At 60.4% G+C, this 26,337-nt stretch carries 17 protein-coding genes; 12 read left to right on the top strand and 5 right to left on the bottom strand.

Annotated elements, in window-relative coordinates; translation table 11 throughout:
• Positions 1 to 5: 5 nt before the first annotated feature.
• A complete protein-coding gene (locus LPW13_RS02385; RefSeq protein WP_230437853.1) occupies positions 6 to 2,015 on the bottom strand; it encodes a TonB-dependent receptor in 2,010 nt (669 codons plus the stop codon).
• A gap of 216 nt (positions 2,016 to 2,231) precedes the next feature.
• Between LPW13_RS02385 and moeB the strand changes: the two genes are divergently transcribed.
• From moeB to LPW13_RS02335, 10 genes are all read left to right on the top strand, one after another.
• Positions 2,232 to 3,401, top strand: coding sequence for a molybdopterin-synthase adenylyltransferase MoeB (moeB, locus tag LPW13_RS02380; protein WP_230437852.1), 1,170 nt, complete (start codon positions 2,232 to 2,234; stop codon positions 3,399 to 3,401).
• Positions 3,402 to 3,426: 25 nt separating this feature from the next.
• Positions 3,427 to 3,837, top strand: a complete 411-nt coding sequence (locus tag LPW13_RS02375; protein WP_230437851.1) for a Mov34/MPN/PAD-1 family protein — start codon at positions 3,427 to 3,429, stop codon at positions 3,835 to 3,837.
• A gap of 74 nt (positions 3,838 to 3,911) precedes the next feature.
• Positions 3,912 to 4,184 (top strand): MoaD family protein, encoded by a 273-nt coding sequence (locus LPW13_RS02370; RefSeq protein WP_230437850.1) that lies wholly within the window; start codon positions 3,912 to 3,914, stop codon positions 4,182 to 4,184.
• Between the two features lie 192 nt (positions 4,185 to 4,376).
• Positions 4,377 to 6,128 (top strand): CoA transferase, encoded by a 1,752-nt coding sequence (locus tag LPW13_RS02365; protein WP_230437849.1) that lies wholly within the window; start codon positions 4,377 to 4,379, stop codon positions 6,126 to 6,128.
• On the top strand, positions 6,125 to 7,786 hold the full coding sequence (locus LPW13_RS02360; protein WP_230437848.1) for a class I adenylate-forming enzyme family protein: 1,662 nt from the start codon (positions 6,125 to 6,127) through the stop codon (positions 7,784 to 7,786). Before LPW13_RS02365 ends, LPW13_RS02360 begins: the two co-directional genes overlap by 4 nt.
• Positions 7,787 to 7,883: 97 nt before the next feature.
• Positions 7,884 to 9,047, top strand: a complete 1,164-nt coding sequence (locus tag LPW13_RS02355) for an MFS transporter (protein ID WP_230437847.1) — start codon at positions 7,884 to 7,886, stop codon at positions 9,045 to 9,047.
• The gene (locus LPW13_RS02350; protein ID WP_230437846.1) at positions 9,044 to 10,132 is read left to right on the top strand and encodes a hypothetical protein; all 1,089 of its coding nucleotides are present in this window, start codon (positions 9,044 to 9,046) and stop codon (positions 10,130 to 10,132) included. The genes LPW13_RS02355 and LPW13_RS02350 overlap by 4 nt, the downstream gene beginning before the upstream one ends.
• Before the next feature lie 21 nt (positions 10,133 to 10,153).
• On the top strand, positions 10,154 to 12,619 hold the full coding sequence (locus LPW13_RS02345) for a hypothetical protein (protein ID WP_230437845.1): 2,466 nt from the start codon (positions 10,154 to 10,156) through the stop codon (positions 12,617 to 12,619).
• 35 nt (positions 12,620 to 12,654) lie between these two features.
• Positions 12,655 to 15,165 carry an aminotransferase class III-fold pyridoxal phosphate-dependent enzyme gene (locus tag LPW13_RS02340; RefSeq protein ID WP_230437844.1) on the top strand — a complete coding sequence of 837 codons (2,511 nt, stop codon included), beginning with the start codon at positions 12,655 to 12,657 and terminating at the stop codon, positions 15,163 to 15,165.
• A gap of 19 nt (positions 15,166 to 15,184) precedes the next feature.
• Entirely contained in the window at positions 15,185 to 16,369 is a 1,185-nt protein-coding gene (locus LPW13_RS02335; protein WP_230437843.1) for an acyl-CoA dehydrogenase family protein, read from the top strand.
• On the opposite strand, the gene LPW13_RS02330 is transcribed toward LPW13_RS02335, so the two are convergent.
• Positions 16,337 to 17,575: an MFS transporter gene (locus LPW13_RS02330; RefSeq protein ID WP_230439137.1), complete on the bottom strand. Its 1,239-nt coding sequence runs from the start codon at positions 17,573 to 17,575 to the stop codon at positions 16,337 to 16,339. The genes LPW13_RS02335 and LPW13_RS02330 overlap by 33 nt on opposite strands.
• Positions 17,562 to 18,563 (bottom strand): helix-turn-helix domain-containing protein, encoded by a 1,002-nt coding sequence (locus tag LPW13_RS02325; RefSeq protein ID WP_230437842.1) that lies wholly within the window; start codon positions 18,561 to 18,563, stop codon positions 17,562 to 17,564. The genes LPW13_RS02330 and LPW13_RS02325 overlap by 14 nt, the downstream gene beginning before the upstream one ends.
• Before the next feature lie 260 nt (positions 18,564 to 18,823).
• On the opposite strand from LPW13_RS02325, the gene argS reads away from it, so the two are divergent.
• Complete coding sequence (argS, locus tag LPW13_RS02320; protein WP_230437841.1) at positions 18,824 to 20,560, top strand: arginine--tRNA ligase; 1,737 nt, start codon at positions 18,824 to 18,826, stop codon at positions 20,558 to 20,560.
• Positions 20,561 to 20,636: 76 nt separating this feature from the next.
• Here the strand turns inward: argS and LPW13_RS02315 are convergent, their stop codons facing one another.
• Both LPW13_RS02315 and LPW13_RS02310 read right to left on the bottom strand, forming a co-directional pair.
• The gene (locus tag LPW13_RS02315; protein WP_230437840.1) at positions 20,637 to 20,864 is read right to left on the bottom strand and encodes a putative signal transducing protein; all 228 of its coding nucleotides are present in this window, start codon (positions 20,862 to 20,864) and stop codon (positions 20,637 to 20,639) included.
• Between the two features lie 233 nt (positions 20,865 to 21,097).
• Positions 21,098 to 22,846, bottom strand: coding sequence for a diguanylate cyclase domain-containing protein (locus LPW13_RS02310; protein ID WP_230437839.1), 1,749 nt, complete (start codon positions 22,844 to 22,846; stop codon positions 21,098 to 21,100).
• 483 nt (positions 22,847 to 23,329) lie between these two features.
• Between LPW13_RS02310 and gcvP the strand changes: the two genes are divergently transcribed.
• Positions 23,330 to 26,233 (top strand): aminomethyl-transferring glycine dehydrogenase, encoded by a 2,904-nt coding sequence (gene gcvP / locus LPW13_RS02305; protein ID WP_230437838.1) that lies wholly within the window; start codon positions 23,330 to 23,332, stop codon positions 26,231 to 26,233.
• Positions 26,234 to 26,337 lie beyond the last annotated feature (104 nt).

The raw sequence follows: 26,337 nt of genomic DNA, 5'->3' as shown, positions 1-26,337 counted from the left end.
GGGCGCTAGATCCTGTATCCAATTGAGAAAGCGAGCGTGCGCGGTCGGCTGTCTTCCACCAGCACGCCGGCCGTCGTCCGCAACGCGCGGCTATAAACAACTTCGTCGAAAATATTGCCAATGGAGACGGCACCGTGAATATCCCCGAGAGCATAGCGCAAACGGAGATTTACCACGGTGTATTCCGGCTGCTCCAGGGTATTCTGTCGATCGAAATAAAAACCACTGGAATGGTGCGCAGATATTTCCGCCGTCCACGCAGCGGAATAGCGGTAATCCAGCAGCAGGGACGAGGTGTACTCGGGCGTGTAGGTCATACGATCGCCCTCGATTTCCGAGTGCTGGTAACCGAGGTTTGCCTGCAGTGTCAGGCGATCACTCAGCGGCGCATTCAGGTTGTACTCAACGCCGTGTATATCCGCCACACCGGCATTGGAAATCGTCTGTAAACCGCCGGGCAGAAAATCCACCAGCTGTTTGTTCCGGAAGCGGGTGTAAAACAGCGCGATAGTATGGTCCATCTCCCCGCCCCAAAGCGCACCGCGGTACCCCGCCTCCGCGCTGCGACTTTTTTCCGGGCCGTAGGAAAATGTTTCCGGACCGCTGGCGGCAGCATAATTGTAGCCCCCGGGTAAATAGCCATGGTAATAACTCGCGTAGACAGATTCATTCTCCCGCCAGTGGTACACCGCAGAGAGGCTGGGTAAGGTCGCGGTGTACCCCTCGTCCATGGTGTAACCGCCATCGACTGGTCCCGCAAGTATCTGCCTGCCCGACTGGCGGCTGTGCTCGATGCGCCCCCCTACCCCCAGCTCCAGCGAGTCGAGCGGAAAAAAATTCACTCGCCCCAGCACCGCTGCATTTTCGTTTTCCAGAGAAGTTTGTCGCTGTAACCGCTGCGGACCTATCGTCATATCCACGTCGGTATCCTCGCGGGATAGGTAAGTACCCAGTGACCACGCCCAGGCGGCGTCTGCCCCGTCGGACATCAGTTGCAACTCCTGCGACACCATGCGGTCCTCCAGGGAAGACAGCGTCGGTGGCGTGTTCATCGGTCCGGCATCCAGGTCCATGACAAAATCCTGCCGATAACCGGTGACACCGGTGGTCGACGCCAGCTGCAGCCCGTCGAGGTCGCGCTCCAATCGCAGGGAATGAACCGTCTTTTTCTGCGCATCGCGGGTTTTTGTGTCGTAATTGACCGAAAAGCGCTCCGTGGCCAAAGGCCCTTCCAGATAGCGCATGGTGGCACGGCCGCGCTCCTCTTGTTCCCAGTGGCTGTCTAAGCGGATGTCGGTCTGATTGTTAATGCGATAGGACCAGGCCACATGAGCGGTGTCCGTTTCCGCGCGCCACTGGGGTTTGCGCGCAGCCATCAGATTGTCAAACGGTGGATTACCGTCCAGGTGCCTGAGTGCAACGGCCAGTGCCATGGGTTCCGACACGGGGCCTCCGGCAGATACCTGCAGAGCCCGCGATGGTTCCCGACCCGCCGCGCCTTCGCGCCATAGGTGGGAGTAACCGGTACCGGCGGCAAGTGCGTCGCTGGGAAGACGCGATTCAACCCGGATGCTTCCCGCCGGCGCATTGCCACTACGCTGGTTTTTCTCACCGCCCTTTTCCACCTGTATCGCCTCCACATTCAGGCGATAGGGCGCCTGTGTGGCGCCCAGTGGCAGGGAAACCCCATCGAGCACATAGCCCACCGGGTCCCGCAACCCCGCCTCGATCGACGACATACCTCGTATCACCACACGGGTTTTCACCGAGGATTCCTCGACCGCCACATTGGCAATGCGCGCCTCCAGTGCGCTGAGATCAGCCCCTGCGACGTGCGCCGGGTGCAGCGCCACAACGCCGCGTGCCGGTTGCGCCTGTGCGGCCTCTGTTTCCGCATCAGCCGAAACTTCCACTTGTTCCAAAGCGCCGCGACCATCGTCCTGCGCGAACGCCACGCCAGCGCCAGTAAACTGAATAATGGCCGCAAACCACACGCAGAGTCGCCGTACTTTCATTGTGCCTTCCTGAAGTTATACGCGGCGGACGATGATAGGAAGTTGGCACCAAGGAACCTACAAACTGCAGAGCGCTGCACTTTCACGGCAAGAACGCTATTGGCAACGCTTCGCTATGGGTGTTCGCAAAATGACAATTGAGCGCGCAACACTTGATAGCGCCAAGGAAACAAAGCCGGTTTGATGGCGCAAAATCTGACGAAGAAAGGCGACATCATGAAAATCCCCCCTCTTGTCGAGGCCGATGCGGCGTTGAGCAACCGGGAACTCGAACGCTACAGCCGACACCTGCTACTCCCCGATATCGGTTTACCGGGGCAGAAACGCCTCAAAAACAGCCGTGTGCTGGTAGTCGGCGCCGGTGGACTCGGCTCCCCGGCGCTGCTCTATCTGGCCGCCGCCGGTGTCGGCACACTTGGCATTGTGGAATTTGATCGAGTGGATGTTTCTAACCTGCAACGCCAGGTGATCCACGGCGAGTCCGACGTCGGCCGTAAGAAATCGGAAAGTGCGCGGGATACGCTGTGTGAAATCAATCCGTTTGTTACCGTCGAGATCCACGATCAGCGCCTCGAAGTGGACAATGCCGAAGATATCATCTCCCGTTATGACCTGGTGGTTGACGGCACTGACAATTTCGCCACGCGCTATCTGGTCAACGACGCCTGTGTGCTGGCAGGAAAACCCTACGTGTGGGGTTCCATATTCCGCTTTGAGGGCCAGGCATCTGTGTTCTGGGAAAACGCCCCGGACGGCCTCGGCCTCAACTATCGCGACCTCTACCCGGAACCGCCACCACCGGAACATGCCCCATCATGCTCCGAGGGCGGTGTGCTGGGTATCCTGTGCGCCTCAATCGGGTCCATCATGGCGACCGAAGCCATCAAACTCCTCACCGGTATCGGCACCCCGTTGCTGGGTCGCCTGATGGTGTATGACGCGCTGGATATGAGCTACCGCACACTCCCCATCCGCCGCAATCCGGAGCGCCGCGCCATCACCCGGCTGGAAGATTACGAGTTTTTCTGTGGACTCCATCGCGAGCCGGAAGCGACGCCAGAAGTGCCCGGCATCAGCGTGCAAGCGTTTAAGCAACTGCGCCACGAAGGACATCCGCACCTTCTGGTAGACGTGCGCGAACAGCGCGAGCGGGAAATCTGTCAAATTGAAGGTTCAATATCGATTCCCCTGGCGGAGCTGCTTGCCGGACGCGGTCTTGAACGGATCGACAAGGAAACTCCGCTAATACTGCACTGCAAGGCGGGAGGGCGCTCGCGCCAGGCACTGCTCGCTCTGCAGGAAAAGGGGTTTACCAAACTGCATAACCTGGAGGGTGGCATCCTGTCCTGGATACGGGAAGTCGATTCCGAGTTAGCCGCGTACTGACCTAGCTCACACTTAGGACACCGTTATGTTGAAGATTCAGGAATCCCATGTTCAGGCCATCCTCGAACACGCATACCGCGAGCACCCGCTGGAAGCCTGCGGCATTATCGCCGCTGGGCGCGACGGCAGCCAACACCGCCTGATCCAAATGGACAATGCCGCGCGCTCGGAAACCTTCTTCCAGTTCGACCCCCGACAACAGCTTCGCGTCTGGCAGGAAATGGAAGACCGCGAGGAAACCCCGCTGGCGTTCTACCACTCCCACACGCACAGTAGGGCATTTCCGAGCCGCGAAGACATCCAGCATGCGTGGGATCCCCAGGTCCACTACCTGCTGGTATCCACGGCCACACAGAGCCGCGGCGAAGTGCGCAGTTACCGCATCATCAACGGGCGCGTCAGTGAGGAAGCCACTCGCGTACTTAGCGACAGGTGAACAAGGCAGTCGTCACAAACGCGTATTTACTCGCAGCGTTTTATCGCAACGCACACTGAAAAAAGGAAACAAGCATGACCATTAAAGTCAAAATCCCAACACTTCTGCGCGCGCTTACCGGAGAACAGAAAGAAGTGGAAACGACGGGCGGAACCATCGGGGAGGTCATTGAAAACCTCGAGCAACAATACCCCGGAATCAGGGAGCGCCTGATGAGCGGCGAAGAGGTCCACAAATTCATGAATATTTATGTCAATGAAGATGATATTCGTTTTCAGGAAAAACTCTCCACCGCCGTCTCCCCCAGTGATACCATCACCATTCTACCGGCGGTTGCCGGCGGTTGAGTGTCCCGCGGGGCAGGTCTGCCCCGCAGCCTTTCTCATCTCTCTTCCCTTTCGCCCCTCACACACCTCCCTCCCCTATCTCCCACTCTCCAGAAGTGCAATCCATAAAACGAATATTCAATTCGGCAACCACCCGTGTTCGCGACTTGCCATAGTGGAAAGCTCACCAAATGACATTTTTCCGTTGAGGAAATGAAAGCAAAGGAACGCCTTTCCAGCGTACTTTCTTTCACAACGATTCAAACGGCTTCAGTCATTGTGGACATCAATAATTTTTTCTCCAATTGCGCGATCGTCGGCAACTTTCAGCACGCCTCACCGGCACTGCAGCCGGTGGTCAACGCACTGCTCTTCCAATGCCGGGCGCTGGGCATCCAGGTGGAGAACCACTCCCTGATGGATGCCAGCACCAACCTGCCCCTTACTTTTATCACACCGGATTTTGAATCGGTCGAATGCCGGTTCAGCTTCTGGTCCGATTCGGAACAGCGCGCCGGTTGTGAAACTACCCTGCAGGCGGCTACCGGACTGATGTCGGTGCACGGCCGGGCAACAGGTAAGGCTCAGCCGATTCCACTGCCCTACCTGTCTACCGTCTCCGCAACGCTGGCACTCCAGGCCTGCCTCGCAACGGCTCTGGCACGCCGCCGCGGCCTGGGCATTTCCCGCAGCCGGGTATCCATGGCGTCCGCCGGGTTGCTCTGCGCCGGTCAGTACCTCGCCGGTGCGACCACCGGGGAAGATGCGGAGGAAATCCTGCCCGGGCACCACGACGCGGGGCTGCGGCCGCCGTTCCGATCCGCGGACGGCGTGCGCTTCGAGCTGGAAACGCTTTCCGCCGATCCCTGGCGCCGGCTGTGCGACGCGCTGGGACTGGAACCGGTGGAAGCAGGCAGAGGCTGGCAGTCCTTCCTGCAGCGCTATGCCAAAGGTATCTGTCCGCTGCCCGAACGCCTGCACAAGCGTCTGGCGAAACTGAGCTTCGCCCAGGTCACTCGCATCTGCAGTGAGGCCGGTGTCGCCCTGTGCCGACAGCGCACCATTGAGGAGCGCGCGCGCGACAGCGACGTCGAGGAACTGCTGCAATCAGGCCCCTGGCAGTTGCATCCGGCAACGCCGACCGATACACCACTGCCGCCGCCCCGCGGGCAGGATCTGCCCCTGAGCGGACTGACGGTGGTGGAATCCTGCCGCCGTATTCAGGGCCCGATGGCAGGACACCTGCTGAGCCTGCTCGGCGCGCGGGTCATCCGCATAGAGCCACCCGGCGGGGATCCATTGCGGGGTATGCCGCCACTGGTGGCGGATTGCTCCGCGCGCTTCGACGCCCTCAATCACCACAAAGAAGTGATTGAGATCGACATCAAGAGCGCAGCCGGGCGCGCGCAACTGGTGGAGCTGGTTTCTGATGCGCAGGTGTTCCTGCACAACTGGGCCCCGGGCAAAGCAGAAGAATTGGGGCTGGATTACCGGCAGCTGGCCGCGGCCAGTCCCGGCCTTGTGTACACCCACGCCGGGGCCTGGGGACAGCTGGACGGTGCGCTGGATATCCCCGGCACAGATTTCACGGTGCAGGCCTACTCTGGCCTGGCCGACCTGATCGGTCGCACCGGAGGCCACGGCGGCGGCACCCTGTTCACCGCGTTGGATCTGCTCGGCGGCATCCTCGCAGCCCAGGGCGTGCTGCTGGGCTTGTTGAGCAGGAGTTTCTGTCACCGCGGCGGTGAGGCAAACACCTCGCTGTTGGGCGCAGCCACACTGCTTGGCCAGCCCCACCTGCACGCCTGCCGTATGGACACGCCACTGCTGGAACCGCCACTAGCAGAGGCATACGGGAACCTTGTCATCGAAAATCTGCGCGATCTGCCGCAGCAATCGCACTTTAACGGCGACTTGCATACGGATTCTTACACTCGTGTCACCCCACCCTGGAGATTCTCATGAACCACACCGGCCTTTTGGATCTCGTTCCCGCTACCCTTCGGGAAGAATGGAAAAAAGCGGGCTACTACCCTAACCGCAGTGTGTATCAAATGTTCTGCAGCAAAGCGGGAGACCTACCGGATACCCCGGCGGTGCTGGAGCCCGACGGCATTACCAGCTACGCGCAGTTGCGGGAGGCAGCAGAAAGGATTGCCGGCAGTTTCAAGGAGCTCGGTATCGTCAACGGCGATGTCGTTGTCTACCAGATGGCCAACAGCTGGCGGTCGTGCGCGATCGATCTGGCGTGCGCGGCCCTCGGTGCCATTGCCTGCCCTATGCCCGCGGGTCGCGGTCGGCTGGATATGGAATCGGTACTGAAACGCACCGACGCCCGTGCCGTGATCGTGGACCGGCGTCACCGGGACATCGACTACTGTGAGATTGTCGACGACGTGCGCCGCGTGGCGCTCTCCCTGCGGGTACTGGTGGTACACGGCGAAAATCCGGATTCAGGCCCCTGGCGCAGCTTCGATGATCTGCTGCAGGCTGCCCCCCTCACCGAACCTGAAGCGGTCAATGCGGACGCCCCGGCGCGCTTCCTCATTTCATCCGGCACCGAATCCGAGCCCAAATTGGTGGCGTATTCCCACAACGCCCTGCTGGGAGGACGCGGCCGCTTCCTGGAGCGGATGAAAATGCCGGAACAGGAATTTCGCGCCCTATACCTGATGCCCCTGGGCACCGCGTTTGGCTCCAGCGCCACCTGTGGAGTGCTCGCATGGCTGGGCGGCTCCATTGTGGTGCTGCCGGAATTCAGCGCGGAAGCGGCCATCGACGCCATTGCACAGCACAAACCTACCCATATCCTCGGCGTACCCACCATGTTTCAGCGCATGGCCGTCGCGCCGGAACTTCAGCAGCTGGACCTGTCGTGCCTCACCGCGCTGGTAAGCGGAGGCGCGGCCATGGATACCGCCACCCGCGACCGCTGCGTGCGCGCTTTCGGCTGCCCACTGATCGGCCTTTATGGCTCCGCCGACGGAATCAACTGTCATCACACCCTGGACGACTCGCCGGAAACACTGAGTGCGTCTATCGGCAAACCCAACCCCAGTGTCTGTGACATCCGCATCGTTGATGACGAGCGCCAGCCCCTGCCCCGGGGCGAAATCGGCGAGATCGCCGGCCGTGGCCCACTCTCTCCAATGCAATACGTGAACGCACCGGAACTGGACCGCAGTCACCGCGACGAACAGGGCTGGGTGTATACCGGCGATCTCGGTCGCATCGACGATGCGGGCAATCTGGTCCTGTTGGGACGCAAAAAGGACGTCATCATCCGCGGAGGCTCCAATATCAGCCCGCTGCAGATCGAGCAGACTGCCACCGCGCATCCCGACGTCGTCAGCGTCGCCTGCGTACCGGTGCCGGACGCGGAAATGGGGCAGCGCGTGTGTATCTGCCTGACCCTGCGCGAGGGGGCAGAGCGCATGTCACTGCGCGAGCTGGGCGAGTTCCTCAAATCCCGCGGACTGGAAGTCAACAAGCTTCCTGAGTACCTGCAGTTCCATCGCCAATTACCGATGACGCCGGCAGGCAAGGTGGACAAACGCGCGCTGGCGGCGGGCGCCGCCTCCCTCGGCGACACTGCCGGCGAACCCCTGCCGCTGGCCATCTGATACCACGCGGAGAAGTGAGGAATACACTATGCCCCCATCGCCATCGCCGTCGGCCCGGGCGGAGTCACCGGCACCAAGGCCCGTAAAGGGGCTTGCGATGTCCGCCACTGGTACAGTACTACTGCTGGCCATGGCCCTGCCGATGCTGATTCTCTACGCTACCGGCAGTCTCGGCGCCTACGTGTCCGCGGATCTCGGTGTTGCAGTCGAATCTCTCGGTTATCTGGTGCTGGCCTCGTTTGGGCTCGCCGCACTGCTATCGCTGTTTGCGGGAAGCATTGTCGACCGGCTCGGACTCAGGGTCAGCTTCGCACTGCATTTCTTTGCCGTGGCACTGTCTTTTCTGTTGATAAGCAGGGCCGACTCACTGCCATTGCTCGTCGCCAGCGTAGCGATCTGCGGCCTCTCCCAGGCCACCGCCAATCCAGTCACCAACCAGTTGATCGCCCTGCGGATCCCCCCGGCAAAGCGGGCGGGCATGGTGGGACTGAAGCAGTCCGGCGTGCAACTGGCAGCCCTGTTCGCGGGGCTGGTGCTGCCGGTCATTGCCGCCGGCTGGAGTTGGCGGGCGGCCTTTCTGTCCCTGGTGCCCGCAGCACTGCTGGGTGCACTGGCGGCGGCCGCACTCGCCCCACCGCGCGTCGCGCACCGCGCACAACTGAGTCTGGCGCCGCCCAATCGGCCGCTGGTGCTGTTGATGCTCGCCCAGGGTTGTATCGGTGCGGTGCTATCAGCCTATGTGACCGCCGTGCCGGCGTTCGGCATCAGTCTGGGGTTGGGCCCGCGGGAGGCGGCGCAGCTCGTTACTTTGTTCGGGGTGACAGGCATGTTGTCCCGCATTGCTCTGACTCCCATCGCCGCCCGCTTCGATAACCAGGCGCTGTGCCTGCTCACTCTGGTCGCCGTCGCAGTCGCAGCGGTCTGCGTCACCGCCTCCGTCGCAGCGGATCATCTGTGGTTGCTCTACACCGGCGTGGCGGGCATCGGTCTCAGCATCGTTGCCAGCAACGCCATCGCCATGGGCATGCTGGTGAAGGGCCCGGAATTCGGCTCCGTCACCCAGGCCTCCGGGATGGTGTCCGCGGCCTTTTTCTCCGGCCTCGCGTGCGGTTCTCTGCTGTTCGGACAACTGGCTGCCAACTCCGGCTATCTCAGCGGCTGGCTCGGGCTGGTGGTCCTCCTCGTGCTCAGCGGCCTGCTTTGTGGCTTGCTGGCTGAGTATCTGCGCCGAAACCTGCCCGGGGAGGCGCAGCCGCAATGACCACTTCCGCGCAAGCCACCGTCGCCAAACCCGCCACCGCGCCCCGCTCATGCGCCCGCGCCATCGGGCGCTACCTGTCGCGCCTGGCGGAGGACTGTGGCGACGCGGTGCCGCTGTTCCGCGAGCAGCACAATCCGCAGTGGCAACTGTCTGCCGGCGGCTCCTGGATGGGCGGTTTCTGGAGCGGATGCTGGTGGCTGCAGGCACACCTGAGCGGGCGCGCCGCTGACCGCGCACGGGCGCTGTCCATCTGCAGACAACTAGCCGCCAAACTGCACCAGGACACCCAGTTTCGCAGCATGATCTTCTGGTATGCGACGGCGCCCGGTATCGCCCTGTTCAACCATCCATCGTGTCGGGAACTGGCCGCCGCCGCGGCCCGCGCCCTGGCCCAGAGTTTCAATGAACGGCTGTCCTTTTACCCTCTCGGAAGCGCGCTTGGCGGCGGGCCGAACGGCCCCCGAACACTCAACGTCGACGCCTTCGCCGCTCTTCTGCGCCTGCTCCAGTACGGCGACGAGAACACGCGCGACAGCGCGCGCCGCCATGCCCGCAGTGTCACCCAGCACCTGTTGGCGGATGACGGCAATTTTTACACCAATGCCAGCATCGACACGGCCGGCGCACGCCCCCTGGGGCGCGCCGGCCAGTGGGCGCGGGGGAACAGTTGGGGACTGCTGGGCCTGGCCTCCGCGGCGCGGCTGTGGGATTCGCAGTACCGCGACCTGGCCGAGCGCCACTGCGATCTCTGGTGGCAGCGCCACGGGCAGGACTTTCCTCCCAGCCAGCAAGACGGCGATCCGGTAATACCGGACCCATCCGCCACACTGATTACCGCCATCGCGATGTACAAACTCGATGGGGGCGACAACCACTGGCGCGATCGCGCCACCCGACTTTTGCAACAGTTGCTCGATTCCCCTTTCTTCTCCTGGAATACATCCAGCGGCGAAGCCCGCTTTTTCGGTTGCAGCTTTCGCGGAACCGCCGGCGGGGAAACGCTGGGTGAGACCGCGTGGGGATATTTTTTTCTGTTGCAGGCGCTGTTAATTGCCGCTGGCGCCATTGATCCAGACACTATCTAACGAACGGTCACAAGGGAAATTATGAACAGGACCGAAAACCACGAAATCGGAATTTGTGTAGTCTCGGACAAATTGCTATTGCGCGAAGACCTGGATCAGGTGATGACGTTTCTGCACGCCATCCAGGATTCGGGTGAAACGGTTGGTGTTTCATCGACGGGCGAGGTCGCAGAAGTGCGCGCGCAATACACCGTGAACGCGAATGCCGGTTACAGCAACTGCAGCCAGGCAGAATTATTCTCCGCGACCAGCCACCAGGCCCGGCAGTTTTTCTCGCACACTGGCAGAAAAAACCGCTTCACGTTTTCCCTGCGGCAGTACACCAGCCTGGACGATGCCGTGTGCACGCTTACCGCCAACCCGGCGACATTCGATATTTTCTTTGTAGATACCGAATGCGTGCCCTTCCCCCATACCCATCGCGACGACGCGCCGGATCCCTTCACCGTCCTCAGTCGTCACTGCCGCGTCAGCCGCCTGTCACCCCACTCGAAAAACCTGCTGATTCCCATGCGCGAACTGGATGATGCGCTGGGCTATGTGGACGGCAGTATCAAGCTGCGGGTTCATCGGAATATGCCGGAAACGGACCGCGCCGGCCTGCTCAAACTGCTGTTGGATCATCTGGATTTCTGCTATCTGAATAAGATACTGGCGCGCGCGTTGAAAGCCGCTGATGATCCCGTAGCGCTCGCCACCGGTATCTATGGCTTTATGCAGACAAACTGGCCGGCGCACTGGGATTTCCACTATTACACCGGCTCCATGGTGGCCAACTTCATCCGCTCTATGCACCGCCTCAGCAGTGACGACACCACTACACAGGCACCCCGCTGTCTGACCGGCAACAATGAACACAGCCTCGCCGCAGGCGCACTGGCGGGATGGCAGCTATACCAAAGGGCCTACGTCATCACGGTGACCTCAGGCATGATCGATGAGTTTCGCGGCACTCTCTCCAATCTCCACAGAGCCCGCGCACCGGGACTGATCATCTGCGCCGACAGCCCCGAACAGTCCTGGTACGCCTTCCAGGGTACGCTCGATCCCGAGACGGACGGACGCCAGGTAATCGCAGCGCGCGGTATTCCCCATTTCTATATCCACGAGCGCAAAGACATCCCCGCGCAACTGGGGCGCGCCCTGGCCCGGCTGCGGGACGAGCCGGGGCCGGTATTCATTTTTGCCACACCCGGCGTACTCGAAAGCAAGGAGCATGTGGCGCTGGAAATACCCGCTCCGCGCATCGCCGCTGTAGCAGATGCGGCCGGCAACTCACAACGGGAAGCACAGATCGATGCGGCGGTAGAAATCATCAACCACTCGCGCACCCGCCTGCTGTGGTACTGCGGCCCACTCTCCGCCGCACAGCGAAAACAGGTTTACCAGATCGCGGAGCGCGCGGGGATCGGTCTGGCAGATGCACTGACGCACCCGGGCTCGGTCTCTCCCTACGAAGACGGCACCCCCAATCCAAACTATCTGGGCGCCTGTGGCGTCTACGCCTTCAGCCGCAGGCTCTATCACTTTCTGCACCAGAACGGAAAGCTGCACGACGTCGAATCCCAGTGTCTCTTTTTCCTGAAAAGCAAAATAGATCAGGCAGCCACGCCATTTTCCGACAGCAAACTAGCGCGCAACCTGCGGATTGTGCAGGTCAATAAAAACACCGCGCATATATCGCCTTTCACCGATATTGCGCTGTCACTTTCCCTCAACGAATTTCTCGATACCGTGCTGCAGCGGCTGGACGTGGACCCACAAGTGTTGGCGCTCCGTCGAGAGGCACTGCACAAGGTCCAGCAAATGGAAGAGGGGGTGCCGGTGGACTACCTCGACACCCTGCCCATGTCTGCCAGCTATTTCACCATGCACATGGGAAAACTGGTTCACCGCCTGATACAAGAGGAAAACTATCGCTACACCGGCGTATATGACGTGGGGCGCGGCGGCCTTTCCGCACTGCGAAATATTCCGCGCACGGATCCCGGGTTTTCCGGCTGGTACGGGCGCGCGCTGATGGGCGATGCACTGTCCGCGCTGCCCTACATCGCCCGCACCAGCCGACACAATGTACTTGCGTTCATCGGCGACGGCGCCCGCGCCCTGGTCCCTGACATCCACCACCGGCTGGCAGAGGCGCTGGCTAACAATCCGCGACGCGACCACATCAGCGTGAACCTCTTTTATCTGTGTAATGGCGTTCTGTCGATGATTCGAACCTATCTGGACGCGCGCAGTTCGAGCAAAGACGGCAGCCAGGTGGTGGTGCCCGCGCGACTGGACACCGGTGATTTCGTGCAATCCAGTGGCGATGTACCGGTATACCACCATCGCTTCAATACCTGCGACACACAGCATCTACACACCATGATCACACGGCGCGGCGCGGTGAATATCGCCGAAGTGCTGATCGCGCACGATTCAGATGGAGACGGTCTCAGCCTGCTATCGGAATCCGCCTGGCACCGAGCCGAGTGCGGATAAAACGGCCCACAACAGTTCCACAACCGGGAAGCAACATGAAATTCGGATTTATCGCCCACCCCACGTCGGTGGGTCTCAAACGCCACGCCAAATTGATCGACCTGACCGAGCGCAGTTTTCGCGAACAGGACCGGGGTTTTTCTCCGGAGCTGTGGCAGTGGCGCAACCTTGTTCCCTTCTTCGCACTGGATGAAGTGGTGAGCAGCACCGGCGCCCGCTGCAGTGGCATCGTCGACTACATGCCGCTGACTGCCGAGGAAATGCTGGCCGACCCCCGCGCCGTGGCGCGGCGCGTGGAGGCGGGAATCGAAGACCTGAAAGCGCGCGGGGCGGAGATCGTCGGTCTGGGTGGTTTTACCGGCATTGTCGGCAACCGCGGGGTAAATACTGCGGAAAAAGTAAAGATCCCGGTAACCACCGGTAATTCCCTCACCGCCTACGCCGCCTACCGGAACCTGTTGCAGGCCATGGAAAAGCTCGGCGTTTCTCCGGCGGACGCGGAAGTGGCAGTAGTCGGGTTTCCGGGCTCTATCGCGCTGGCAATTGCCCTGCTCCTTCTCGAACAGGGTTGTCGCCTGACGCTGGTACACCGGGGGGGAGCTGAAAAACGCGAACAACTTCTCGGCTATATCCCGCAGGCGTTTCACTCCATCATCCGGCTGAGCAATCGCATGGAAGATTGCTACGACACCCACCGTTTCTACGTCGCCGCCACCTCCACCGGGGGAGTGATCGACCCGGCCAAATTGCAATCGGGCAGTGTGGTGGTGGATGCGGCCCTGCCGCGGGATGTGCTACCGGTGCAGAGCGTCCGCAGCGATATCCTGCTGATCGACGGTGGCCTGATATCCGCGGGGCCGGAAGTCAGTTTCGGTGAGGCTGCCGGCAACTTCGCCCCGAAAATGTTTATGAACGGTTGCCTGGCGGAAACCCTGATCCTGTCCCTGGAAGGTCGCCGCGACAACTATTCCCTCGGCCGGGTTCTGCCACCGGAAAAGGTGCTGGAAATCGGCGCACTCGCGCAGAAACACGGATTTACCACCGGTCCCATGGCCAGTGGCGGCGAACGCATCGGCGACGAACACTACCGCGAGCTGCAGCCACACCACCGCAGCGGTAACCAAAGTGCCATGGCGTTGAACCATGGGGAGCAACGCGAAGCAAGCCTGGCGCGCTTCCGCCGCCACATCAATCCGCTACTTGCCGAGTTCTACCAGTTCAACCACTGCGAGCGCGTCTTCCAGTCCGGCAGTGGCTGCACGTTGACGGATCTGGACGGCACCCGCTACCTGGATTTCGTTGCCGGCTACGGCTGCCTGAATACCGGCCACAATCACCCCCAGGTCACCGCGGCCATCCAGGCATACCTGACAGCGGGACACCCGACGTTCGTGCAGTATGTCTCCGTGCCCTACCACACCACCCTGCTGGCGGAGCGTCTGAGCCAGCTGGCTCCCGGCGACCTGTCGCGGGTATTTTTCAGCAACTCGGGCACCGAGGCCGTGGAGGCCGCCATCAAACTCGCACTGGCGGCCACCGACGGCGGGCGCCTGCTGTACTGCGAGAACGGCTACCACGGCAAGACCCTCGGCGCGCTCTCGGTAACCGGACGCCAGCGGCACCGCAATGCCTTCGAGCCACTGCTGCCCCAGTGCAGCGAAATTCCGTTCGGTTGTCTCGAATCTCTCGAAACCGAACTGCGCAGAGGCGATGTGCGGGCGCTGGTGATCGAACCCATTCAGGGGGAAGGCGGGGCTATTGTTCCGGCCGACGGTTACCTGAGTGAGGTGCGCAGGCTGTGCACACACTACGGCGCCCTGCTGATTCTCGACGAAGTGCAAACGGGCCTGGGGCGCACCGGCAAACTGTTCTGCTGCGAATGGGAAAACGTTGTACCGGATATTCTGGTGCTGTCGAAATCCCTGTCCGGCGGCGCCATTCCCATCGGCGCAACGCTGTGTTCGCCAACGCTCTGGGACACGGCCTACGGCAGTATCGACCGCTGTATTCTGCACACCTCCACCTTTGGTGGCGGCAATCTGGCAGCGGCAACGGCACTGGCGACACTGGATGTTATCGAGGAGGAAAACCTCGCGGAAAATGCGCGGCTTGTCGGCGCCCGGTTGCTCGACGCGCTGCGTGAAATTGCCGCCCAGTACCCCTTCATACACGCGGTGCGCGGACGCGGGCTGATGCTGGCCATCGAATTCTGCCAGTCTTTCGAGGGCAGTATCGAATCCACGGTACAGGAACTCGCCCACCGTCTTCCCTGGACCCCCCGCAGCAGCTACCGCATGCTACCGGACAGTGCCAAGCGTCACCTGGACAAGGCCATTGCGGAACTGGAATCCAGTATGCAGGACATGTTCGTACTGCGCTTCGTCAGCAAGCTGTCCCAAGAGCATGGCATCCTCACCTTCCTGACGGCCAACAGCAACCGCATCATGCGTATCCAGCCACCGTTGGTGCTGACCGAAGCGGAGGCCTCCCAGTTCATTCTCGCTTTCGACAATGTCTGTAGAGACATGTCGACGTTTCTGGATTAATTGAACGGAGCAAATCTCAGTGAATCCCATCAGCCAATCGCAGCGGGAACTGGTCGAACGGGCACGCCTGTTTGTCAAAAAAGAACTCCTGCCACTGGAAGCAGGCCTTGAAACGGAGCGCGGGTTATCGCTTGGCGTCTCAAACACCATTGTGGAAAAAGCCCGTGTCGCGGGCTTGTTTGCCGGCAATATCGGCAAACAGTTTGGCGGCCAGGGGTTTTCCACGGTGGAAAACATATTGCTGCAAGAGCAACTGGGAGCCACCAAGGAAATTCTCGCCCGCCGCGCAGGAGGAAATGTTTACGAGTGCCTGGCGTCGGGAAGCGGGGAACAGATCGAACGCTACCTGCTTCCCAGTGTCCGCGGCGAACGTTTCTGCGGCCTCGCGGTATCGGAACCGGAAGCGGGCTCCGATGCCGCTGCCATCCGCACCCGCGTCGAGAAAACCACCAATGGCTGGCGCCTCTCCGGCACAAAGCATTTCACCAGTGATGCGGAATTCTGCGATTTCTTTATCGTCGCGGCGGTCACCGAGCCCGGCCTGGGGGCCCGCGGCATTTCCCTGTTTCTGGTCGACAGGGATCTACCCGGGTTCGAGCTGGGAAAAACGTTCCACATGATGGGTTTCCGCGGGACCAGCCACCGGGAGTTGCTGTTTCACGATATCGAACTGCCCCCTGGAGCCCTGCTCGGAGAACTGAACAACGGTTTCAGGATGCTCGGCGATACACTGGGAAAAGCGCGTCTGGCCAAGGTCGGCGCACGTGCGGTGGGCAAGTGCCAGCGGCTGTTGCACCTGATGAAACAACATGCGACAAACCGCCGGCAGTTCGGCAAAACCATCGGAGAGTTTGGCCCGGTGCGACAGATGATCGCCGACAGCGCCATCGAAATCGCCGCGGCGCGCGCGCTGTTGATGCAAACAGCCGTAAACATAGATGCCGCTGCGGGCGCAACAGACCGGGCAATCCGCGCGGATATCTCCGCGGTGAAGGTATTTACTACAGAAACCCTGGGACGGGTCGCCGATCGCGCATTGCAGATATTCGGCGGCAGCGGCTGCCACGAGGACAGCCTGGTGGAGAGTTTCTACCGGGATGCGCGTCTGTATCGCATCATTGACGGCACCTCCGAAATCCACCGCGATATTGTGGCGCAGAACGTTTACAAATCAGATCTGCCCTGCCCCGTCGCATTCCAGTAGAGTGCCCGCCTTCTCGGGGTAGGAGCCCCAGAAGGCAAGCAGCACCATGACCAGTGCCAGCACTATTCCCAACACAAACGGCGCCGACACAGAAAACTGGTGCAGCGCTGCGCCGCTCACCGGCCCCAGCGCCAGGCCCAACCCCTTGCTCACGCCGTTGACACCGGCAATGCGCCCCTGGGCATTCGCGCCCACCGCCAGGCTCAGGAGAGCGAGATTACCCGGGAACACCAACCCCATCGCGCCCCCCACCAAAACCATGCTTATCAGCAACTGACCGTAACCGTTGCTGAATGTGGCCAACATCAGCGCCAGTACCAACAAGCTGCAACCCCATCGCAGCACGCGCACCGCCGGCCAGTCAAAGAAGCGCAGGAACCCAAGTTGCACAATCACCATCACCGCCATGGTCAACATCATCGCGATTCCGGTTGCGCGCAGCGCCTCGGCGCTGCTGTAGCCGAACTGATCCTGCAGGCGCAACCCGATCACCTGTTGCAACATGCCGTATATCAACAGCGCGCAAAATGTCAGCAACAGCATGGGCCACAGCGTTGCGTAGGGCAGCGCACCCCGCTCCGCCATGCGACCCGGCACGGGTTGCCGGATTTCCGGCAGACGGCGACACAGCCCCCACCATACCAGCAGCAACAGTACTCCCAGCCCCAGTAGCCCCGGTACGGCCACCCACTGACCGAGTATCGCCGCCGCAGCCCCTCCGAGAATGGTTCCGGCCCCGAAAGCCGCCCCCATCAAGCCCATTCCACGTGTCCGCGCTGCGCGCCCGGTGGCATCCGCCACGTAGGCCTGGGAAGCCGGCATCACACCGCCAACACCAACCGCTTGTAGCAGACGCAAACCGAACAGCAGGCAAAAGGTGAGCGGCAGCGTGAGCAGCAGGCTCTGGCGCAGAAATACCACCCCGGCAACCGCCAACAGGAAAATCCCGCTCGCGAGAATACCGGCCGCCACCACCGCGCGCCGCCCGGCCCGTTCGCTGTAGCGCCCCCAGGAGGGCGCGGCAAGCATCATGACGACGGCGGAAACGGTGAGGATCACGCCGGTCTGCACGTCGGCCAGACCCAGTTGACGGCCGATAATCGGCATCGCAATGACAAATACACTGTGGGCGACACCATTGGCCACCAGGATGGCGAGCAACAGGCCCAGCCCGACTTTCTGCGCCGGGCGCTCAGCGGGTTCCATATTCACAATAGACTTCCTGCAATTTGCGGCTGCTGCGGAATTCCACCGGTGTGCAGCCATAACACTGTTTGAACGATTGGGAAAAATGACTGGCACTACTGAAACCGCATTGAAAGGCGATATCCGTAATACTGCGGTGACCGTCTTTCAATGCTGCGCGCGCGCGCGCGAGGCGATAGTCCCGCAGCCAGCTGAACACGGTTTTGCCAAACGCGCGCTTGAAGGCGCGATTCAGTCGGGTGTGGCTCATCCCCAGAACCCGGGACAGTTCTTCCAGAGAAGGGGTTGCCGCGAGATCCCTTGTGAGCAGGCGGATGGCCTGCTCCAGGTGCGGGTCCCCTTCGATACCCGGGGCTACACGGGCCTCATCCACCGTATCGGTCAGCGGCCGCAGCCAGCGCGCCAGCACATCCAGGGCCCGGGCTTCCGCCCGCAGACAGTCCAGTGAGGAGGTAAAGCCGTTGTTCAGCAGATCGGATATCCAGGAGTCGTTGGACTCCTGATAGCCCAGCCGCACAATCCACGGGCGGTCACCGCGAAGCACGGCCCGCGTCTGTTGCGGGAACACGAAGCCGATTCGGCGGGTGGCATACTTGATCACCACCATTTCACTCAGGTCGTGCGCCGGTGTGTAACGGTACAGAGCCTCGCCTCCGGTATTGACCATCCAGACGTCGCCGGGCCTGACCACGTGGGAGAGATCGTCCTCGGAAAAGCCAATGGCGCTACGCCCCCGGAAGCCGAAAACCAGCAGGGTGGTGTCCATCGGGTAACACACGCGAGACAGGAAGGGACTGACAAAGGTGCAGAGACTGCGTGTAAGCGAGATATCCTCACAGATACGGCAGGTGATAAATTCCGTCGCCCCCTTTTCCGGCGGCAATGACACCCGGTGCCACTTTCCCTGTTCACTTCCCCTTTCCATCAGATAGTGATCTGCAACACTGAACGGTGCGCAGTCAACGGGCTCGAGACCTGACAAATCCATTTTTTGATCCTTAGCCTTAATGATAACCATTATCATTAATAATTATTGTACAGCACGAACCTCTATTATCAAGACAAATCTGACCCCAGCATGACCGTGGCAGTATTTTCATCCCATTTTTGCCGACGCATCACCATCTCCACCCCCGCGCGCGAACCGCTATCCGGACACCGCCGGTTGCAAAGCCGCCCCCGCACATTAAAATCCCGCCTTCCCCTTATTCATTGCCTCTGAATTTCCACCTGGACCCACCGTTTCCTATGAATATTCGCCAGCAGCTCAACGACATCTTCCAGACCGCCATGACCGCCGCGGGTATCCCAGCCGAATGCAGCCCGTCAGTGGCACCAGCAAAGAAAGCGGGCTTCGGGGACTACCAGGCCAATGGCGCCATGGCCGCCGCCAAGAAAGTGGGCACCAACCCCCGCGAGCTGGCGGCGAAGATTGTGGAAAACCTGGATAAAGGAGACATGATCGAGAAGGTGGAAATTGCCGGTCCCGGTTTCATCAATATCCACCTGAGTGACACCTGGCTGGGCAAGGCCCTGGCCGCAGCCCACGCTGATGAACACCTGAATATCGCCAGCGTCGAAGAACCCCAGACCATCGTACTGGACTATTCCGCCCCCAACCTCGCCAAAGAAATGCACGTGGGCCACCTGCGCTCCACCATTATCGGTGACGCCCTGGCCCGCCTGCTGGAATTCCAGGGGCACAGGGTCATCCGCCAGAACCATATGGGCGACTGGGGTACCCAGTTCGGCATGCTACTGGCGCACCTGTCGGACCAGATTCAGAAAGAAGACGCGGCCGTCGCGTTGGCGGACCTCGAAGTGTTCTACCGCGAAGCCAAAGTCCGCTTCGACGAAGAGGAAGGCTTTGCCGACCGCGCTCGGGAGTATGTGGTCAAGCTCCAGGGCGGCGACCCCGAGTGCTTGAAACTGTGGCAGCAGTTTATCGATATCTCCATCAGCCACAGCGAAGAGATCTACGACAAGCTGAACGTTACCCTGAAGCGGGAAGACGTTTACGGCGAGAGCCGTTACAACGACGACCTCCCGGTACTGGTGCAGGAACTGCTGGATCGCGGTATCGCCGTAGAAGACCAGGGCGCGATCGTGGTCTTTCTGGAGGAGATGGCGGACAAGGAAGGCAACCCCAGCCCGATGATCATCCGCAAGAAAGGCGGTGGCTATCTCTACGCCACCACCGACCTGGCCGGTATCCGCTACCGCGCCAATCAATTGAAAGCGGACCGCATCGTGATTGTGGTGGATGCGCGTCAGTCCCTGCACCTGCAGCAGGCCTTTACCACCGCGCGCAAAGCCGGCTTCCTGCCGGAATCGGTCACTCTGGAACACTGCGCGTTCGGCACCATGATGGGTGAAGACGGCAAGCCTTTCAAAACCCGCACCGGAGGCACTGTGAAGCTGGCGGCCCTGCTGGATGAAGCGGTAGAGCGCGCCACTGCACTGGTCGCGGAAAAGAACCCCGACCTGAGCCAGGAAGAGCGCGAGCTGATCGGCCGCGTGGTGGGCATCGGTGCCGTGAAGTATGCCGATCTCAGCAAAACCCGCACCAACGATTACGTGTTCAACTGGGACTCAATGCTGGCGTTCGAGGGCAACACTGCTCCCTATCTGCAGTACGCTTACACCCGGGTACGCAGTATTTTCCGTCGCGCCGGTGTGGATCCTTCAGACCTGAAAAGCGAGATTATTCTCGGTACCGATGCCGAGCGCACGTTGGCGATCAAGCTGAACCAGTTCAGCGAAGTGCTGGAGCAGGTGGCCAGAGATACCTTCCCGCACGTGCTGTGTACTTACCTGTACGATCTGGCGAGTGCCTACATGGCCTTTTACGAGGCCTGTCCGGTATTAAAAGAAGGGGTAAGCGAAGAAGAGAAACTGAGCCGTCTGCAATTGTGTGATCTGGTGGCACGTACGCTGGCCACTGGCCTCGACTTGCTGGGTATTGAAGTACTGGAACAGATGTAACGCGGCTGCTGTTTATACCAATGCTTAAACCGAAGGACGTTCGAACATAAGAGCGATCGAGGTTACCGGGGGCGCGTCAGGCACTGTCTGCCAGCGCTTCCTGTAATAACTCCCGCGCATTGGCCAATTCCGAATCCCGTATCAGCCAGAGTTCGGAGCACCAGTCCAGGCTGTTCAGCCCGGACTCTGTAGAGGATTCCGTACGGGTGTGCTGAGTCAGCACCGAATACCCGGCAGACTCCAGAAGGTTGCGCAGATAACTGCCCAGCAGCTCATCTCGGGTGGTGTAGATTTTACTCGCCATGTTGCAGTTGGACTTCCTATCCTGTTACCGGCTTGTGGCCGGTGTTTTCCTTTTCTGTCGAGCCCTTTCTGTCGCATTTTTTGCTGTTCAGCCCATTCCTGCGCGACGTTTCCGGGTGGGGTATTCCGGAACCAATATCCATCTATCGATTTGATACAGGGCTATAAAAAGAATAGACCAGCCAACCGCTCCCCGAAGCCAGCGGCATTGAAAGAGGAAGGGGATGACGCCAATTAGCGCGGCTGAGCGCTGATAAGTTCCAGTGTAGTGGCGGACGCGGCGCCTTTTTTCGAGGGCACGTCAGAGAGCGTTGGCAGGCCCGGGGAATACAGCTGATATTTATTTTTGCCGTTGCGCTTGGCGTGATACATCGCCATATCCGCCTTCTGCAGCAGGGATTCCAGTGTCTCGCTCTGGTTTTCTATCGCCACCACGCCCACGCTCATGGTGACTTCCACCATATTGCCCACCAGTTTTACCGGTTTGGCAACCGCCTCCAACATCTTCTCCGCCAGCGCGCGGTGGGTGTCCGCATCGGAAAGATGCCGCACGAAGACACAAAACTCATCGCCACCAAGACGCGCCACCACATCGCCACAGCGCATCACACTCAACAATCGCTTGGCGATGATGCACAACAGCTCATCCCCACTGTGGTGCCCCAGGCAATCATTCACCTGTTTAAAGTCATCGAGATCGATAAAGAACAGGTACCCTTGCTCCGCGGGACCCGTTAAATTCTCATTGCCGGATTCGTCCCGCTGGAATTGAGACAGATAGTTCTCCAATTGTTCCAGCAGACTGTAGCGGTTATCCAGCCCGGTAAGACTGTCGTGCATGGCGATCTGTTCCAGCTGCGCAGTTTTGCGACCGACCATTTCATTCATGTCTTCCAGCTGATCGCACATCGTCAGACCGGTGTTATCCAGCACATCGAGTTCATCGAACCGGTCCAGATTTTTCTGCACAGGTTGAATCAAACGCCGGGCTTCATCAAAGCGCCCGTTGGTCAATAGTGGCAGTGCCTGGGCCAGGCGGCGCAGGCGCACGATGGGATTCCACAGGGTGCCGGCTACCGCAGCGCTGAAGATCAGGGCGCCCAGTACCGAGAACAGCAGTAGTAATTGCAGGGATTCGCGAATGTGCAGCACCTGACCAGACACATCGTCCACAAATACAAATTGCGCGCCGCCCATACTGGCGTTGATCCCCATGGTTTTGACGTCGTAATCACGGTTGTTCAGCTGGTAAATACGCGAGTCTTCCAGCCGGGGCAGATCCGCGCTTTCGCGCGAAACCTGGTACAGCAGCGGCAGCAGTCGGTCCCGGGACGTCAGCGCCAGCACTTCTCTGCCCCAGGACTTGAGATAACTGCCCTCCCCCGCAACCCTCCCTTCCCGGCGCACATCGGAGAGAATGCCGATATCGGACCCGGTCATATCACGGAATTTCTGCAGCTGGTGGGACATGGCGCGATCCAGCTGCAATACATAATCACCACCGCGTGCGCGCACCGGCACCGCCAGGCTCTGAACACAGATATGCGTGCAGTGGATCTGTTCCAGGGAATTGCCGTGCAGCAGCACCTGTTCCACCTGCTTGCTGGAGAGGTGTTCTCCCGGGGCCCCCCAGGTCAGCGGTGCCGTTGCGGCGCGACTGTATACTTTGATGGATTGCAACTTCCAACTGTACTCCAGCAGGCTCCACTGTCTGTCCATGGCGCTGCGGATTTCCTCACGGCTGGCTACCCTGCCCTGATCGTTGAGGGCAATCAGCTCCGCCAGCTGCACAACCTCCTGACGGGACTGCTCCATCAGTCCGGCCACCTGAAACTGAAAGTTGTAGTAGCGGTTTTCGCGATTTTTCTCCAGCAACAGCTGCAGGCTCCCGTTACCCAGGAGAATAAAGAACAGGCACATGGCCACTACGAGCAAGAGGGAAATAAGGCAGGCTTTTAAGCGCAGGCTAGTGTGGTGTCTCATACTAGTCAGGTTGGCCGGTGGTAGCACAGCTGAGCCCCCGAAATCCGCATCCAGTAATCCGGTAACGTCCGCGGCCAATGTGCGGTGCACATATGAATGCCGGGCACAGTGACGGACAACCATCATTATTGTATTCAACTATTATGGTTAATCCTCCGGGCTGCGCCTCCCCAGGCGTGCCCATAGCAGTATAAAATAACGCCAACCGTGCCAAAACAGGATATTCGTCACAATTCACTCCCAGTCCCAGCATATTTCCAACCACAAGCGTACTCAATTGCCCGTCTTGCGGCCCATTGCTAAGATGCGCGCCCTACCGGGTGCTCCGAGACCGGACGTCCAGCACTTTGCTATTTTTTACCGGTACTGATTTTTACCGTTACAGACTTCAGCAATTAAAAACGCCAGAAACTGCACTCCAGTAACAATACCCCGGCAATCAATACCGGCAATCCACTGAGTGTTAACAGGAATTCATCCACTATGACCCAGCCCTCGCTCAAGCAGTTGGAACAACACGACGCCTTTATTCGCCGCCATATCGGCCCCGACGACGCCCAGACCCAGTCCATGCTGGATACCCTCGGTGTGGCGTCTCTCGACGAGCTGATCGAAAAGACCGTGCCCGCCGCCATTCGCAAACAGGGTGATCTGGATCTGGCAGAGGCGGTGGATGAGCAAGAGGCTCTGGCTGAGCTGAAGGCCCTGGCCGGCCGCAACAAGATCTACCGCACCTTTATCGGTATGGGCTACCACGACACCATCACCCCCAACGTGATCCTGCGCAATGTGCTGGAAAACCCGGGCTGGTACACCGCCTACACCCCCTACCAGCCGGAAATTGCCCAAGGCCGCCTGGAAGGCCTGCTGAACTTCCAGCAGATGATCATGGATCTCACCGGCATGGAACTGGCCAACGCCTCCATGCTGGACGAAGGCACCGCCGCGGCGGAAGCCATGGCCATGTGCAAACGCCAGGTGAAGCGCAACAAATCCAACGTCTTCTTTGTGGACGAAGACTGCCACCCGCAGACCATTGCGGTGGTGAAAACCCGCGCCGAGCACTTCGGCTTCGAGGTGCTGGTAGGCAACCCTGAAAGTGACCTGCCGGCAGAACTGTTCGGCGCCCTGTTCCAGTACCCCGGTTCCACCGGTGTGGTGCGCGACCTCACTGACCTGATCACCAAGGTGCACGATGCCGGCGCCCTGGTCACCGTGGCCGCAGACCTGATGAGCCTGGTGGCGCTGAAAGCCCCGGGGGAAATGGGCGCAGACGTGGTGGTAGGCTGTAACCAGCGCTTTGGTATCCCCATGGGCTACGGCGGTCCACACGCCGGCTTCTTCGCCTTCCGGGAAGCCTACAAACGCTCCGCCCCCGGCCGCATCATCGGTGTGTCCGTAGACAGCAAGGGCAAACGTGCCCTGCGCATGGCGATGCAGACCCGCGAGCAGCATATCCGCCGCGAGAAGGCCAACTCCAACATCTGCACCTCCCAGGTACTGCTGGCGGTAATGAGCGCCTTCTACGCGGTCTATCACGGCCCTGAAGGTCTCAAAACCATCGCCGCACGCATCCAGCGCCTCACTGATATCCTCGCCGCAGGCCTGAAAGAAAAAGGCCTGAGCCTGACCCACGACAGCTGGTTCGACACCCTCACCGTCTTCGTGGGTGGCAAGCAGTCCGATATTTTTGATCGCGCCATCGCTGCAGAGATCAACCTGCGCAAGGTCGGCGATGACGCTCTGGGTATCAGCCTGAACGAAACCACCAAACTGGCGGACGTGTCTGAGCTGCTCGACATTTTCACGGGCAGCGCCAGCGATCATGAGCATGGCCTGGACCTGGAAAAGATCGACAGCGAGCTGGCAGCCAAGGGCCCCGCCGGCGTTCCGGCAAACCTGAAGCGCGAAAGTGAATTCCTGACCCATCCGGTATTCAACACGCATCACTCGGAAACCGAGATGCTGCGCTACCTGAAGACCCTGGAGTCCAAGGATATCGCGCTGAACCACTCCATGATTCCCCTCGGCTCCTGCACCATGAAGCTGAATGCCACCGCGGAAATGATCCCGGTGACCTGGCCGGAATTCGGCAAGCTGCACCCATTCGCCCCCGCAGACCAGACCGAGGGCTACCGCGAAATGTTCAGGCAGCTGGAACAGATGCTCGCCGCCTGTACCGGTTACGACGCCGTGAGCCTGCAGCCCAACGCCGGCTCCCAGGGCGAATACGCCGGCCTGGTCGCGATCAAGAAATACCTGGAAGCCAAGGGCGAAAGCCAGCGCGATATCTGCCTGATCCCCGCCTCCGCCCACGGCACCAACCCCGCTTCCGCGATGATGGTGAGCATGAAGGTGGTCGTGGTTGCCTGCGACAAAAAAGGCAACGTGGATGTTGAAGACCTGAAGGCGAAGGTAGCGGAGCACGGCGACCGCATCGCCGCGCTGATGGTCACCTACCCATCCACCCACGGGGTATTCGAGGAAGGCATCCGCGAGATCTGCGAACTGATCCACGATGCCGGTGGCCAGGTCTATATCGACGGCGCCAACATGAATGCCCTGATCGGCGTGGCAGCCCCGGGCAAGTTCGGTGGCGACGTATCCCACCTGAACCTGCACAAGACCTTCTGTATCCCCCACGGTGGCGGCGGCCCCGGCATGGGCCCGATCGCCGTGGGCGAACACCTGAAGCCCTACCTGGCCGGTCACCCGGTCACCGAAGTACCCGGCAACGACCCGGTCAACGGCACTATTTCCGCCGCTCCCTGGGGGTCCGCCAGCATCCTGCCGATCAGCTGGATGTATATCCGTATGATGGGCAAGCAGGGCATGAAACTCGCCACCGAGACCGCGATCCTGAATGCCAACTACATGGCGAAAAAACTGAGCGAGCACTACCCGCTATTGTACAAAGGCAGCAACGGCTTTATTGCCCACGAATGCCTGATCGACCTGCGCCCTCTGAAGGAAGCCAGTGGCATTACCGAGGAAGACATAGCCAAGCGCCTGATGGACTTCGGTTTCCACGCGCCCACCATGTCCTTCCCGGTAGCCGGCACCCTGATGATCGAGCCCACCGAAAGTGAGGCCCAGGAAGAGCTGGACCGCTTTGTACAGGCCATGACCACCATCCGCCAGGAAGCGGACGACGTTGCCAACGGCAAGTACACCGCGGAAGACAACCCCCTGCACAACGCCCCGCATACCCAGGATGACGTGATGACCGACGAGTGGGACCACGCCTACAGCCGTGAAGTGGCCGCCCGTCCGGCAGCGTGGTTGAAACACCACAAGGTGTGGCCGGCGTCCAACCGTATCGACAATGTGTACGGGGACCGCAACCTGATCTGTTCCTGCCCGCCGATCGAGAGCTATATGGACTGACTCATGTCAGCCTGAAACAAAAAAGCCGGAGCACTGCTCCGGCTTTTTATTTTCGCCCCACCCTCAAGTATTGGGGGGAAGAGAGCGAAGAGAAATCAGGCCGA

It is taken from the genome of Microbulbifer celer, assembly GCF_020991125.1.
In the GTDB taxonomy this organism is placed as follows: Bacteria; Pseudomonadota; Gammaproteobacteria; order Pseudomonadales; family Cellvibrionaceae; genus Microbulbifer; species Microbulbifer celer.
Note: the sequence above shows the minus strand (reverse complement) of the source record. Positions and strands in the feature narration are given on the sequence as shown.

Excerpts from the sequence above, each read along its gene's own strand:
- LPW13_RS02385 (WP_230437853.1), bottom strand. The coding sequence starts at position 2,015 with ATGAAAGTACGGCGACTCTGCGTGTGGTTTGCGGCCATTATTCAGTTT.
- moeB (WP_230437852.1), top strand. The coding sequence starts at position 2,232 with ATGAAAATCCCCCCTCTTGTCGAGGCCGATGCGGCGTTGAGCAACCGG.
- LPW13_RS02375 (WP_230437851.1), top strand. The coding sequence starts at position 3,427 with ATGTTGAAGATTCAGGAATCCCATGTTCAGGCCATCCTCGAACACGCA.
- LPW13_RS02370 (WP_230437850.1), top strand. The coding sequence starts at position 3,912 with ATGACCATTAAAGTCAAAATCCCAACACTTCTGCGCGCGCTTACCGGA.
- LPW13_RS02365 (WP_230437849.1), top strand. The coding sequence starts at position 4,377 with ATGAAAGCAAAGGAACGCCTTTCCAGCGTACTTTCTTTCACAACGATT.
- LPW13_RS02360 (WP_230437848.1), top strand. The coding sequence starts at position 6,125 with ATGAACCACACCGGCCTTTTGGATCTCGTTCCCGCTACCCTTCGGGAA.
- LPW13_RS02355 (WP_230437847.1), top strand. The coding sequence starts at position 7,884 with ATGTCCGCCACTGGTACAGTACTACTGCTGGCCATGGCCCTGCCGATG.
- LPW13_RS02350 (WP_230437846.1), top strand. The coding sequence starts at position 9,044 with ATGACCACTTCCGCGCAAGCCACCGTCGCCAAACCCGCCACCGCGCCC.
- LPW13_RS02345 (WP_230437845.1), top strand. The coding sequence starts at position 10,154 with ATGAACAGGACCGAAAACCACGAAATCGGAATTTGTGTAGTCTCGGAC.
- LPW13_RS02340 (WP_230437844.1), top strand. The coding sequence starts at position 12,655 with ATGAAATTCGGATTTATCGCCCACCCCACGTCGGTGGGTCTCAAACGC.
- LPW13_RS02330 (WP_230439137.1), bottom strand. The coding sequence starts at position 17,575 with ATGGAACCCGCTGAGCGCCCGGCGCAGAAAGTCGGGCTGGGCCTGTTG.
- LPW13_RS02325 (WP_230437842.1), bottom strand. The coding sequence starts at position 18,563 with ATGGATTTGTCAGGTCTCGAGCCCGTTGACTGCGCACCGTTCAGTGTT.
- argS (WP_230437841.1), top strand. The coding sequence starts at position 18,824 with ATGAATATTCGCCAGCAGCTCAACGACATCTTCCAGACCGCCATGACC.
- LPW13_RS02315 (WP_230437840.1), bottom strand. The coding sequence starts at position 20,864 with ATGGCGAGTAAAATCTACACCACCCGAGATGAGCTGCTGGGCAGTTAT.
- LPW13_RS02310 (WP_230437839.1), bottom strand. The coding sequence starts at position 22,846 with ATGAGACACCACACTAGCCTGCGCTTAAAAGCCTGCCTTATTTCCCTC.
- gcvP (WP_230437838.1), top strand. The coding sequence starts at position 23,330 with ATGACCCAGCCCTCGCTCAAGCAGTTGGAACAACACGACGCCTTTATT.